This is a genomic window from Caulobacter sp. 17J65-9, from assembly GCF_010975005.1.
Classification (GTDB): domain Bacteria; phylum Pseudomonadota; class Alphaproteobacteria; order Caulobacterales; family Caulobacteraceae; genus 17J80-11.
Genome location: NZ_JAAIVC010000122.1, coordinates 1 through 12,288 on the forward strand (window position 1 = coordinate 1; position 12,288 = coordinate 12,288).

At 72.5% G+C, this 12,288-nt stretch carries 13 protein-coding genes and 1 pseudogene; 7 read left to right on the forward strand and 7 right to left on the reverse strand.

Annotation, left to right across the window (positions count from 1 at the left end):
• Nucleotides 1–334: hypothetical protein (locus G3573_RS15720; RefSeq protein WP_163262329.1), on the forward strand; the 334-nt coding region annotated here is incomplete at its 5' end.
• Nucleotides 335–448: 114 nt separating this feature from the next.
• On the opposite strand, the gene G3573_RS15725 is transcribed toward G3573_RS15720, so the two are convergent.
• Nucleotides 449–796 carry a DUF559 domain-containing protein gene (locus G3573_RS15725; protein WP_163262332.1) on the reverse strand — a complete coding sequence of 116 codons (348 nt, stop codon included), beginning with the start codon at nt 794–796 and terminating at the stop codon, nt 449–451.
• Nucleotides 797–941: 145 nt separating this feature from the next.
• On the opposite strand from G3573_RS15725, the gene G3573_RS15730 reads away from it, so the two are divergent.
• From G3573_RS15730 to G3573_RS15740, 3 genes are all read left to right on the forward strand, one after another.
• Complete coding sequence (locus G3573_RS15730; RefSeq protein ID WP_163262334.1) at nt 942–1,205, forward strand: hypothetical protein; 264 nt, start codon at nt 942–944, stop codon at nt 1,203–1,205.
• 75 nt (nt 1,206–1,280) lie between these two features.
• Nucleotides 1,281–2,501, forward strand: coding sequence for a heparan-alpha-glucosaminide N-acetyltransferase domain-containing protein (locus G3573_RS15735; protein ID WP_163262336.1), 1,221 nt, complete (start codon nt 1,281–1,283; stop codon nt 2,499–2,501).
• 75 nt (nt 2,502–2,576) lie between these two features.
• Entirely contained in the window at nt 2,577–3,002 is a 426-nt protein-coding gene (locus tag G3573_RS15740) for a hypothetical protein (RefSeq protein ID WP_163262338.1), read from the forward strand.
• A 219-nt stretch (nt 3,003–3,221) separates the two neighbouring features.
• Here G3573_RS15740 and G3573_RS15745 read toward each other — a convergent pair whose 3' ends face one another.
• From G3573_RS15745 to G3573_RS15770, 6 genes are all read right to left on the reverse strand, one after another.
• Entirely contained in the window at nt 3,222–4,133 is a 912-nt protein-coding gene (locus tag G3573_RS15745; protein ID WP_163262340.1) for an alpha/beta hydrolase, read from the reverse strand.
• Nucleotides 4,134–4,282: 149 nt separating this feature from the next.
• Nucleotides 4,283–4,480, reverse strand: a complete 198-nt coding sequence (locus tag G3573_RS15750; protein WP_163262342.1) for a helix-turn-helix transcriptional regulator — start codon at nt 4,478–4,480, stop codon at nt 4,283–4,285.
• Nucleotides 4,480–4,875: a hypothetical protein gene (locus G3573_RS15755; protein WP_163262344.1), complete on the reverse strand. Its 396-nt coding sequence runs from the start codon at nt 4,873–4,875 to the stop codon at nt 4,480–4,482. Before G3573_RS15755 ends, G3573_RS15750 begins: the two co-directional genes overlap by 1 nt.
• A 309-nt stretch (nt 4,876–5,184) precedes the next feature.
• Nucleotides 5,185–5,604, reverse strand: a complete 420-nt coding sequence (locus G3573_RS15760) for a DUF805 domain-containing protein (RefSeq protein ID WP_163262346.1) — start codon at nt 5,602–5,604, stop codon at nt 5,185–5,187.
• A 96-nt stretch (nt 5,605–5,700) separates the two neighbouring features.
• On the reverse strand, nt 5,701–7,680 hold the full coding sequence (locus tag G3573_RS15765) for a J domain-containing protein (RefSeq protein ID WP_163262348.1): 1,980 nt from the start codon (nt 7,678–7,680) through the stop codon (nt 5,701–5,703).
• Nucleotides 7,677–9,380 carry a molecular chaperone HscC gene (locus G3573_RS15770; RefSeq protein WP_163262350.1) on the reverse strand — a complete coding sequence of 568 codons (1,704 nt, stop codon included), beginning with the start codon at nt 9,378–9,380 and terminating at the stop codon, nt 7,677–7,679. Before G3573_RS15770 ends, G3573_RS15765 begins: the two co-directional genes overlap by 4 nt.
• Nucleotides 9,381–9,887: 507 nt before the next feature.
• On the opposite strand from G3573_RS15770, the gene G3573_RS15775 reads away from it, so the two are divergent.
• The 3 genes and pseudogenes from G3573_RS15775 to G3573_RS15785 all read left to right on the forward strand — a co-directional run.
• Nucleotides 9,888–11,222: an erythromycin esterase family protein gene (locus G3573_RS15775; protein WP_163262352.1), complete on the forward strand. Its 1,335-nt coding sequence runs from the start codon at nt 9,888–9,890 to the stop codon at nt 11,220–11,222.
• 124 nt (nt 11,223–11,346) lie between these two features.
• Nucleotides 11,347–11,736 (forward strand): hypothetical protein, encoded by a 390-nt coding sequence (locus G3573_RS15780; protein WP_163262354.1) that lies wholly within the window; start codon nt 11,347–11,349, stop codon nt 11,734–11,736.
• Nucleotides 11,737–12,049: 313 nt separating this feature from the next.
• Nucleotides 12,050–12,288 (forward strand): annotated as a pseudogene (locus G3573_RS15785) (hypothetical protein); the annotation flags it as partial.

The following is a 12,288-nucleotide window of genomic DNA, read 5'->3' on the forward strand; positions in this document are numbered from 1 at the left end:
GTCGCGCGCCGCCGAGGCCCGGGTGCGCGCCGCCCGCCACGGCCAGGAAGCCCCCGTCGAGCACGCCCCGCCCAGCGCCGCCGACCTCAACGCGCTGCGCGCCGCCATGCTGAAGACCGGGGCCGAGGCCGACCTGGTCGCCCTGATCCTCAGCCCCAACGCCCGCTCCGCCCCCCCGCGCGACCAGTGCGCCGGCTCGGTCGCCTTCTACGACGCGCTCGCCGCCCTGCCCCCCGACGCCGCCGCCCGCTGGATGAGCGCCATCACCGCCCAGGCCGCCAAGTCCAGCGCCGCCGCCCACCCGACCGGGGTCAAGGCGCAGATGGAGCATTGAATCTCCTTCTCCCCTTGAGGGAGAAGGACGGAGCCCGCGCCCCGGAGCCCCGGACTTGATCCGGGGCGAAGGGCTGCGCGGGAGGATGAGGGGTCGCGCCGCGCTCGGCCGTCGCTACAGCTCGCGCCCCGCCGCCCGCAGGATCATCGCCGCCACCTCGTCGCCGGCGGTGACCGCGAGCTCGTTCGGGATCCGCAGCACCCGATACCCCGCCGCCCGGAACCACGCGTCGCGCTCCGCGTCGTACTCCGGATTGCGATGCGCGCCGCCGTCCGCCTCGACGATCAGCAGCGGCGAGAAGCAGGCGAAGTCGGCGATGTAGTTGCCGATCGGGACCTGGCGACGAAACTTCAGCCCCCGCAGCTTCGAACTGCGCAGCAAGGCCCAGAGCCGGGCCTCGGTCAGGGTCGGCGCCTGGCGCATGCCGCGGGCGCGCCGACGAAGGGTGAGCTGGTCGGCCATGGCGTGAGCTTGGCAGACGGCCGAGCGCGGCGCGACCCCTCATCCTCCCGCGCAACCCTTCGGCTTCGCCTCCGGGGCGCGGGCTCCGTCCTTCTCCCTCAGGGGGAGAAGGAAACCCTCTCCGAATCCGCCTAGCCTCCCCGCCATGATCCACCGCGACGACGCGTTCGAGCTGATGACCGATCTGGCGCGCGCCTTTGTGGCGGCGGTGGTGCTGGGGGTGGTGATGCGGGTGGTGTCGCCGCTGAGCTCGCCGGTCTTCCCCTGCGTGGCCCTGTTCGCGGTCATCGGCCTCAGGCGCGCCTGGCGGCTGGGTAGGATCGCGCCGGCCATGGCGGCGGGGTACGCCGTGCTGGTGCTGCTGGGCGCCTTCGGGGTGGCCAAGATGGCGCCGCTGATCCGCCTCTGACCCCACGATAACGCCGTTCTTGCTGCGACTCTCCGCCGGGCGCATGCTCGCGCTCGAGGCTCGGGGGAGACGGCCATGGTGGACACGACGGCGGACGCCGGCGCGCAAGTCGAGACGCGGCCGGTCGCGGCGGCGGGGGCGCGGCTCAACTCGATCGACCTGATGCGCGGCGTCGTCATCGTGCTGATGGTGCTGGACCACGTGCGCGACTACTTCCACTACCAGGCCTGGCTGTTCGACCCGCTGGACGTCACCCAGACCAACGCCGGGCTCTACGTCACCCGCTGGATCACCCACTTCTGCGCCCCGACCTTCCTGTTCCTGTCGGGGGCAGCGGCCTTGCTGCACGGCGAGAAGCTGGGCTCGAAGGGCGCGCTGTCGAAGTTCCTGCTGACGCGCGGCCTGTGGCTGATCCTGCTTGAGTTCACCCTCGTCAACTTCGCCTGGAACTTCAGCTGGCCGGCCTTCCCGCTGCTGGTGATCTGGGCGATCGGCCTGTGCATGGTGGCGATGAGCGCGCTGGTCTGGCTGCCGCGCGCCGCCGTGCTGGCCGTGGGCGTGGCCCTGATCGGCCTGCACAACCTGCTGGATCCGATCTCGGCCGAGAGCCTGGGGCCGCTGGCCCCGCTCTGGCACGTGCTGCACCAGCCAGGCCTGGCCGGCGAGCTGTTCGGCAAGCCGGTGTTCATCGCCTATCCGCTGCTGCCCTGGCTGGGCGTCATGGCGCTGGGCTACGGCCTGGGCGACGTGTTCCTGAAGGACGCGGCCGACCGCAAGCGCATCCTCACCCTGCTGGGCCTGGCCATGATCACCGCCTTTGCGCTCCTGCGCGCCTGGAACGTCTACGGCGACGCCAACACCTGGGCCCCGCACGGCGATCCGTGGCGGACGCTGGGCGACGTGTTCGACGTGTCGAAGTATCCGCCGTCCCTGCTCTACGTGCTGGTCACCCTGGGGCCGGTGTTCCTGCTCATGCCCTGGTTGGAGCGGGCCAGGGGCTGGCTGGCCGAGTTCTTCCTGGTGTTCGGGCGCGTGCCGTTCTTCGCCTATCTTGGCCACATCTTCGTGGCGCACCTGCTGATGCTGGGCGTCGGCATGGCCTTCGGCCTGCCGGCCGAGACGTTCGTGGGGGTCATCGTCGACCCCGGCCCGCTGATCGAGATCGGCTGGGGCTTCCCGCTGCCGGTGGTGTTCGGGATGTGGCTGCTGGTGCTGGTGATCCTCTACGGCCCGGCGCGGTGGTTCGGCGACCTGAAGCGGCGGCGCAGCGGCGAGTGGTGGTGGAGTTACCTGTAACGACGCGAGGCCGCGTTGACGGCCCGCCGAACAGGCTAGAGGCTGACGTCACGTAAGGGCCGTCGGGGGATGGACATGAAGACGCTGAAACTGGCGGCCGTCGCGGCCGCCCTGCTGCTGGCGCCGTCGGTCGCCTCGGCCGCTCCGGTGTTGCTCCAGTGCCAGACGCACAAGTCCGGCGCCGCGGAGACCGACCCGCACAGAGTGGATTTCTTCAAATTCGACGCCGGTGAATTTCGCGGCTGGCGCCCCAAGGGCGGGAGCGGCGCGTGGGGGCCCAACTGGTGCGCCGACGGCGGCGTCTGCGAGGTCGACTCCACCAAGGTCGAAGTGCGGTTCCGCGACAAAGATCGCTTCATCATGACCTGGGAGATCGACCGGGTGAACGGCACGTACAGCTACGAGTCCTATGTTCCCACCGGCGGGCTGTGGGGCTCGTTCAGCGGGACCTGCAAGGAGCTCGACCCTGAAACCGGCGAGCCGATCAAGCCGGCGTCCTGAACGGAACTTCCCCTTCTCCCCTTGCGGGAGAAGGTCGGAGCCCTCTCCTCCCCTGCGCAGCGGGGGAGGGGGACCACGCGAAGCGTGGTGGAGGGGGCGAACCGGTGCACGACGCCTCAACCGGAACTCGCTGCGCGGCGGCTCGCCCCCTCCACCGCCTTCGGCGGTCCCCCTCCCCCGTTCGCTGCCGCTCACAGGGGAGGAGAAAAGCCCCTCGCCTCACTTCAGGAACCGCTCCACCTCGGCGGCGAACTTCGCCGGCTGGTCGGCCATGATGAAGTGCAGCGAGCCGTCCACGCGCACCATCTGCACGCCCTTCACGCCCGCCCACTCGCCCTTGAACAGGCCGTCGACCGCCGCGACCGGGAGCCCCGAAGCCTCGTCCCAGGCGTAGAGCACGGTGACCGGCGCGCGCACCTTGACCAGGTCCGGGCGCAGGTCGGTGGTCATCAGCTCGCGGACGGCGCTGGCCAGGGTCACGCGGTCCGAGGCGAGCGACCACTCCACCACCTTGGCGCGGGTGGCCGGGTCCTTGACCAGGCCCGCGGCGGTGCGCTGCTGGCCGGCCGCGAAGCTCGCGGCGTCGGCGCCCACCACCTGGGCGTAGGCCTGGTCGGCGAAGGGCTTGGCCCCTTCGACCGTCGCGCCGGGGCCGAACATGGCGCTGTAGAACGGCAGCGCGTCGACCACCATCAGCCGGCCCACCAGCTCCGGATGGCGCTCGGCCAGCATCAGCCCGGCCGCGCCGCCCAGCGAGTGGCCGATCACCGCCGGCTGCTTCAGGCCGGCCGAACGGATGTAGGCGGCGATCTCTTCGGCGGCCGGCGCGACCACGACGGGCTCCGACCCGGCCGGAGCCGGCTGGCCGGCGAAGCCGGAGATCTGCACCAGGTGCAGGCGGTGGGTCTTGGCCAGCTCGGCGGCCAGCGGGCGCCACACCTCGCGCGAGGTGGCCAGGCCCGGGATCAGCACGACGTCGGGGCCGGAGCCGACCACTTCGACGCTGATGCGCTGCTGGGAGGCGGCGGCGGGGACCGGAGCGGCCGGGGCGGCGAAGGCCGGAGCGGCGGCGAAGACGGTGGCGAGCGCGCACAGGGCCGCACCCGCGCGAAGGACGCGCGACGTAAGCATGGGAAGTCTCCTTTGAGGTTCTGATTTTCCGCTCATCCCCGCGAAGGCGGGGACCCAGAGCGGTACGCTTTCAGGACTGAGCGCGAGGTCGGTGCGAGCTTCACAACGCTCGGCGGACCTGGGTCCCCGCTTTCGCGGGGATGATCGGATTAGAGGTGCGGGTTCTCGAACACCTCCTCGACCTTCAGTTCGAACGCCGCGGCGATCCGGTAGGCCAGGTCCAGCGAGGGATCGTGCTTCTCGGTCTCCAGCGCGTTGACCGCCTGGCGGGACACGCCCAGCCGCTTGCCCAGCTCCTCCTGCGTCCAGCCGCGTTCGGCCCGCAGGACACGCAGACGGTTCCTCATCAGTGCGAGCTCCGGATGAAGGGGGTGAGCACGCCCATCAGCACCCAGAAGGTCGGGTAGACGTACCAGCCGGGCACGTGCTGCAGGCCGGCGAAATCCTCCAGGAAGCCCCACGTGGTGAAGCCCGCGAAGGTCAGGGTGGCGGCGACGATGAAGCGCTTGGCGGTCAAGGCGCGGACGAACTCGTCCGAGGCGGCCATGAAGCGCAGCGTGACCAGCAGCTGGGCGGCGACGGCCAGCCCCGGCGCGGCGGCCATGGCGTAGAGCGCCGGGCCCGACAGCGCCCCGGCCTGCACCCCGGCGCGCACGCCGAACAGGGCGGCCATATACAGACCCAGGCACGCGAAGGTGCCGACCAGATAGTTCTGCGAGGCGGGAGCGTCGCTTTTCCACATGACAAGTCCTCCTGACGTCTTGTAAGGAGAACCTGACATGAGGCTCGTGTCAGGTCAACCTGACATTTCGCGGATCGCTCAAAATAAATCCTTCTCCCCCTGAGGGAGAAGGACGGAGCCCGCGCCCCGGAGCGCCAGCGAAGGGCTGCGCGGGAGGATGAGGGGTCGCGGGACGTCGGCCGGCGGCCCCGTTCAAAGCAAAGCGAGAAGCGGAGTCCGCAGCGCGACCCCTCATCCTCCCACGCAGGCCTCCGGGCTCACGCCCTCCGGCGCGCGGGTCCCTCCTTCTCCCTCAGGGGGAGAAGGAGCCTAGGCCAGCGCCCAGGCCGGCTGGGCGTCGCCTTCGGGCAGGCCCGGCCACAGGGCGAGCGTCAGGAACACCGCCCCGTCGAACAGGCCGAACAGCCAGAACACGTCGCCCACCGCCCAGGCGCGGGCGGCCAGGCCGGCCAGCTCGACCCCGACCACCAGGCCCAGCACCAGCGCCGAGGCGCCCAGGTCGCGGGCGCGGCGCACGCTGGCGGCCAGCAGGGGGAACAGGTAGCCCATCACGCCCAGCAGGATCAGGGCCGCGGCCAGCATGGCCAGCTGGGTGTCGGCCGCGCCCCACTGGCGGGCCGCCTGCATCACCTGCACCGCGCCGGCGCCGACCGGGATCAGCAGGGCGGTCGCCACCGCCCACACCGCCAGGAACGCCCGCCGGCCGCTGCGCCCCTGAAAACTCAACACGCGCCTGATCATGAAGACGAGCGTGCGGCCGCGTCGGTGAACGAAGGGTGTAGCGTTCTCCCCTCCCCCGCTTCGCAGGGGAGGAGAAGGCCCGGCTCAGGCCCGCTTGCGCGCCTCGACGACCACGGGTCGCGGCGCGCCCCACAGGGCGGCGCGCTCGGCCCAGAGAGGCACGCCCAGGGCGGTCAGCACCCCGCCCAGCACCCACCAGCCGGCGACCACCAGCCCCATGTCCTTCTCCCGCACGGGCATGACGTCGTGCAGCAGCGACTGAACGCACACGAACAGGATCATCATGCCGAACCAGCCGAAGCGCATCTGCTGGTCGCGGACCAGCGAAACGCCCTCGCGCAGCTCGACGGCCGGAATCTTGTGCAGCAGCACCAGGCTCACGGCGAGGGCCACGACCACCGGGCGCAGCGCCGGGTACGGCGAGGCCACCCAGAACAGAGCCGCCGTCGTCAGCGTCACCGCCACGCCGCCCGCCAGCACCCAGGCCCGCGCGCGCGCCGGCGACGCCCGCCAGGCGTCGATCAGGCTCTGGCCGCCCAGGATGAAGGCCGCCGCGGCGGCGAGCAGCGGGGCCGGCGACTGGCTCGACACCCCCGGCATGCGCGCGACGACGAACAGCCAGAACACCAGCAGGTAGAAGTGGGCGAACAGGGCGCGCACCTGCCACGGCGCGCGCATCTTGGGCCGCACCATCAGGTGCGCGATCAGGAACGGAAGAAGCTGGAACGGCTCGCCGTGGCCCGGATCGCGGTCGGGCTGGCCGGTGATCGCCGCCCACAGCAGGACCACGGCCGCCAGCCCCGACAGGGTGATGGTGAGCGCGGTCGAGGCCGGCAGCAGGATGGCCAGCACCGCCAGGACGAGCGCCGCGGGCGCCCAGCCCAGCCGCTGCCAGGCGGGCGCGGTCGCGGCCCGGTCGCGGGTCCAGATGATCCGCGGCCACTCCACCAGGTAGACGCGGCCCAGCACCAGGGCCAGCCCCGTCCCCAGGCAGGCCGCCCAGGTCGGCAGGAAGCCGGGGCCGTCGGAAAAGCCCTCGCCGCCGGAGTTCAGTGCGAAGGCCAGGATCACCGGCGCGATCGCGGTCAGCAGTATGCCCGTCGGGCCGACGTGCGGCTTGGCGAAGTAAGCTTCCCACCAGGCCACCGCCTCGGCGTCGAGGTCGGCCATCAGGCCGGGCCGCTGGTTGCGGACCAGGGCCAGCAGCTCGGCGACCTCCTTGGCCAGGCTCGGGGTCGCCCGGTACTTCCAGGTGGTGAAGCGCTCGGGCTTCTGGGTCAGGGCCTTGTAGGCGCGGTGGCGGCGGTGGGAGGTGCTCTTCAGCGGGCGCAGGTCGTCCAGGTCGGCCCGGCGCGCCAGCACCGGCCCGCCCAGGTTGCGGCCCAGGCGGGGCTGGTCCCAGCCGAAGCGCTGGACGGCCGGGTCGATCAGCGGGTTGGAGCGCGGCGCCCCGCGCACGATCAGGCCGACCAGCCATTGCTCGGTGCGCTCGTACACGCCCAGCTGGTCCATGGCCGGCGAGGCCAGCACCGCCTCCAGCGCGGCGCGCGTCCGCTTGCCGTCGATCCAGCCGACGCCGTCGACGACCATGGCGCGCAGGGCCTCGCACAGGGCGGCGTGGGCCTTCTCCTCGCTGATCGCCTCCTCGGCGGCGGCCTGGCGCTCGGCCAGGGTGCGGGCCGCCTCGCGGGCCAGCTCGGCGTCGCGGCGAAGGGCGGCCTCGAGCTGGGCGGCGGGGATCGCCGGGCGGGCCAGTTCGACCGGGGCGACGGGTTCGGGCGCGACGGATTCAGGCGCGACCGGCTCTGGCGCCGCCGGCTCTGGCGACGCGTCGGGACGGTCGACCTCGGCCTCGCCCTCCGCCTCGACCTGCACCCCGGCCGCGGCCATGGCGGCGCGATGGTCGGCCCAGCGCAGCATCGCCTCGTAGGCTTCGCGCAGCGCCTGGAAGCCCTCCGCGTCGTCCTCGGGGTTGGCCAGCTTCAGCTTGCGCGAATAGGCGCGGCGGATGTCGGCGCGCTCGGCGTCGCGCGCCACGCCCAGGATGATCCACGGGGGCGTCACAGCCAGGTCTCGCCGTCCAGGGCGTCCAGCGCGCCGCTCAGCTCGCCGCGGGCGCGCTCCACCTCGCGCGGGTCCTGGCCGTCCAGCACCGCCTCGAACTTGGCGATCAGGTGGCCGACATACTGGCGCCGGTCGCCCAGCATGGCCTCGTAGCAGCGGCCGGCGCGGGCCAGGACCGCGGCGTTGACGTCGTTCTCGCGCGGGTGGTGCTTCAGCCCGGCCAGGGCGGCGCGGCGGGTCTCCAGCTCTTCGGGCGAGAGGCCGTCCTCTTCGACGATCACCAGCTCGCGCCGTTCGCCGGTGGCCGGCACGTGCACGTCGACCTCCAGCAGGCCGTTGACGTCGTAGGTGAAGCGCACCTCGATGCCCACCTCGCCGGCCGGGGCCGAGGGCACCGGCACGTCGACGGCGCCCAGCCGGATGTTGTCGGCGCACACGCGCGACTCGCCCTGGTAGATCTGCAGGTTCACCTGGCGCTGGTAGTCGTGCGCAGTCGAATAGCTCTGCACCCGGCTGGCCGGGATCACCGTGTTGCGCTCCAGCACCGGGGAGAACACCCCGCTGCGGACCTGGCCGTTGGGCGCGCGCTCCACCGTGTCGACGCCCAGGGTGTAGGGGCAGACGTCGGTCAGAACGACCTCTTTCAGGGCCGCGTCGCGGGCCTTCAGCCCGGCCTGGACGGCCGCGCCCATGGCCACCGCCTCGTCCGGATTGACCGCGTTGGAGGGGAAACGGCCGAACATGCGCGTCACCGTGCGGCGCACCACCGGCATGCGGGTGGCCCCGCCGACCAGCACGACCTCGGCCAGCTCCTCGGCGCGCAGGCCGCTGTCGCGCAGCGAGCGCAGCACCGGCTCCTTCAGGCGGGTCAGCAGCGGCGCGCAGAGGGTTTCGAAGTCCTCGGCGGCGATCTCGCGCTCGTGGGTCTGGTCGTTCCAGGTCACCGCCATGGTGGCCGCCGCCTGTTCGGTCAGGGCGCGGCGGGTGCGTTCGGCGGCGGCGCGCAGGCGCTCGACCACCGCCGGCTCGTGGGCGTGGTCGGCCAGGGCCGCCCCGGTCGCGCCACGGAAGTGGTCGATCAGCACGGCGTTGAAGTCCTCGCCGCCCAGCCGGTTGTCGCCGGTCGAGGCGCGCACCTCGATGACCCCGTCGAAGATCTCCAGGATGGAGACGTCGAAGGTGCCGCCCCCTAAGTCGAACACCAGGAACCGGCTCTCGTCGGCCAGTTGGTGGATCCCGTAGGCCAGCGCCGCGGCGGTCGGCTCGTTCAGCAGGCGCTCGACCTTCAGCCCGGCCAGCTGGCCGGCGCGGCGGGTGGCCTTGCGCTGCTTGTCGTTGAAATAGGCTGGCACCGTGATCACCGCCTCGGTGACCGGATGGCCCAGGTAAGCCTCGGCGTCGGCCTTCAGGCGCTGCAGCACCAGGGCCGACAGCTCTTCCGGCAGGAAGTCGCGCCCGCCCAGGCGGATGGCCTTGGCCGAGCCCATGTAGCGCTTGAAGGCGCTGGCGGTGTGCTTCGGGTGGGTGGTCTGGCGCTCGCGCGCGGGCAGGCCGACCAGCACCTCGCCGGTGGCCTCGTCCAGGCTGACCGCCGAGGGCGTCAGCAAGTGCCCCAGGCTGTTCGGAATCAGTTCGGCGCGCCCATCGCGCCACACGCCCACCGCACAGTTGGTGGTGCCCAAATCAACGCCGACGATCACGCCCGACCCCCCGGTACTTACACGCGAGTCGTTTTCTAGCGGGGCCGTGCGCGCGGGGGAAGAACGAGGGTCACGGAACCGGGGCGCGCGGGCCGCCTTCGCCCCGCGCTCGTCCGGCTTGGGCGCAAGCGGGCGGACGCCTGTCGCGGATGCGGCCACAACCCGCCGCGAGCCGCCCCCATAGTTCCCCCGGGGCCGGCTCGCTTCGAGTGATCGCTTCGCGGACCGCCGGACGGACCCTGCCCGGACGCCCGGACCGCGGAGCGACCGCCCCTCCGCCGTCGTGCGTCGCGGCGGAGGGGCGGGGCGTACCGGCCCCTCTCCTCCCCTGCGAAGCGGGGGAGGGGGACCACGCGTAGCGTGGTGGAGGGGGCGAACCGCTTCCCCGTCGTGCGACCGCTCGCCCCCACCACCGCCCTCCGGGCGGTCCCCCTCCCCCGTTCCGCTACGCTTCACAGGGGAGGAGAAGAAGGCGGAACCCCCGCCCCGTCCCCCCGTTGCCGGGGAATGGCTCGCTCTGACCTTTCCGCCCTGGTCGCCGAGGCGGCCCGGCCCCTGCCCGATCCCGACGATCCCGACTTCGCCCGCGCCTTCGACGGCTTCGGCGAGCGCAAGGTGGTGCTGCTGGGCGAGGCCAGCCACGGCACCTCGGAGTTCTACCGGGCGCGGGCCGCCATCACCCGGCGGCTGGTCGAGCGGCACGGCTTCAACATCGTGGCGGTCGAGGCCGACTGGCCCGACGCCGCCGCGGTCGACCGCTACGTCCGCCATCGCGAAGGCCCCGGCCCCGACCAGAAGCCGTTCGAGCGCTTCCCGACCTGGATGTGGCGCAACACCGACGTGGCCGCCTTCGTCGAGGACCTGCGGGCCTGGAACGCCAGGCGCGCCCCGGAGGCGCGGGCCGGCTTCTACGGCCTGGACCTCTACAACATGCGCGGCTCGATCAGCCTGGTGCTGGACTATCTGGAGGACGTCGACCCGCAGGCCGCCGAGGTGGCGCGCGAGCGCTACGGCTGTATCGCGCCGTGGAGCCGCGAGCCGGCCCATTACGGCGCGGCCGTGCTCAGCGACGCCTACGAAAAGTGCGAGGCCGAGGTGGTGGCCCAGTGCCGCGACCTGCTGGCGCGCCGGCTGGACTACGCCCGCGATATGGAGGCCGGCGACGGCGACGCCTTCCTCGACGCCGCCCAGGCCGCCCGCCTGGTGGCCGCGGCCGAGCGCTATTACCGGGTCATGTATTACGGCGGGGCGGAGAGCTGGAACCTGCGCGACACGCACATGTTCGAGACCCTCACCCACCTGCTGGAGGCCCGCGGCCCCGAGGCGAAGGCGGTGGTGTGGGCTCACAACAGCCACATCGGCGACGCGCGCCTGACCGACATGGGCGTCATGCGCGACGAGCTGAACATCGGCCAGCTGTGCCGCGAGCGCTTCGGCGCCCAGGCCGCCCTGATCGGCTTCGGCACCAATTCCGGCACGGTCGCCGCCGCCGACAACTGGGGCGGCGACATGCGGATCAAGACGGTCGTCCCCTCCCGCCCCGACAGCTGGGAACGCGCCTGCCACGACGCGACCGCGCGGGGACCGGGCGAACGCTTCCTGCTGAACTTCGCTGACGGCGCGGCGAGGTTGCGCGACGACGCGGTCGAGCCGCGCCTGGAGCGCTTCATCGGCGTGATCTACCGCCCGCAGACCGAACTTCAGAGCCACTACGCCCTGGCCGACCTGCCCCGCCAGTTCGACGCCTTCGTCTGGTTCGACGAGACCGAAGCGGTGACGCCGCTCAGCTACGAACACGCGCCGCGGGGACCGGTGCCGGACACGTATCCGTTCGGAGTCTAACCCCGCGCAGATCTCCCCCCTTGGGGGGAGCCGGCGGCTGCAAGCCGCCGTGGGGGCCTCCAGCGGAGCGCGCGCGTTCAGCCGCGGAAAGCCCGGATTAACGTCGACCGGCGAACGTCGGCGCATGAGCCCGGCCTCCGCCCTCGTCGCCGCCGTCGCCCTGCTGGCCGCCGGCTCGGCCCATCTCAAGCCGCTGTCGCGCGCTGAGATCGCCCGGCGCGTCGCCGGCACGGTCGTCACCTACCCGGCGATCCCGCAGGATCCCCGCGAGGTCGTGGTCACCAGCGCCCCCGGCGAACGCTTCTGCGCGAAGGGCGTCTACCTGTGGTGGGGCGACCGCGTCCCACTCCGCCAGGGGACGTACGAAGTCCGCCACGGCGAGCTCTGCGTCCACCGGCTCGACGAAACGTTCTGCCGGTATCTGTTCAAGGACGACGCCGGTCGGGTGCTCATGAGCCGGACCCGCGACGGCGCAAACCCCGTTCAGGTCGAGTTCAAAGCCGCGGGCTGCTGACGCCCCTCCCCGACGAAAGTCGGGGTCCAGGTGAAGCCCACGACCGTCGCGGATGAAGCAGGGTCCCGACTTTCGTCGGGACAGACGGATGTGGGGCGGATAGGGCGCGCTCCGCTGGAGGCCCCCACGCCGCTCCGCGGCGGCTCCCCCCAAGGGGGGAGATCTAGCCGCGCCCCCTCCCCCCTGCGACACCTGCGACCGGTGGGCGCACCGGTCTGGCTTCCGGCGCGGGCGGCCCCATCTGGCCTCGTTCGAACGACGGTCCCCGAACGGCGAAAGCCGAACGGCAGCGTCGCCACGAACGAGGACATGAGTGAAGCATCTGCAACACGCGCTCGGCCGCAAGGCCGCCGGCTGGACCCTGATCGCCACCGTCGCCATGGCGGCCACCGCCGCCCTGGCCGCCGCGCCGGAGTCCGTGCCTGCGTCCATGCCTGCGTCCGCGCCGTCCGCGCCGCAGACCGCTCCGGCCCCGATCGCCGCCCCTGCCGCGCCGGCGGCCGAGGGAGGCGTGCGCTTCACCGACCTGCCGGCCGACGACGTGGCCGCGAC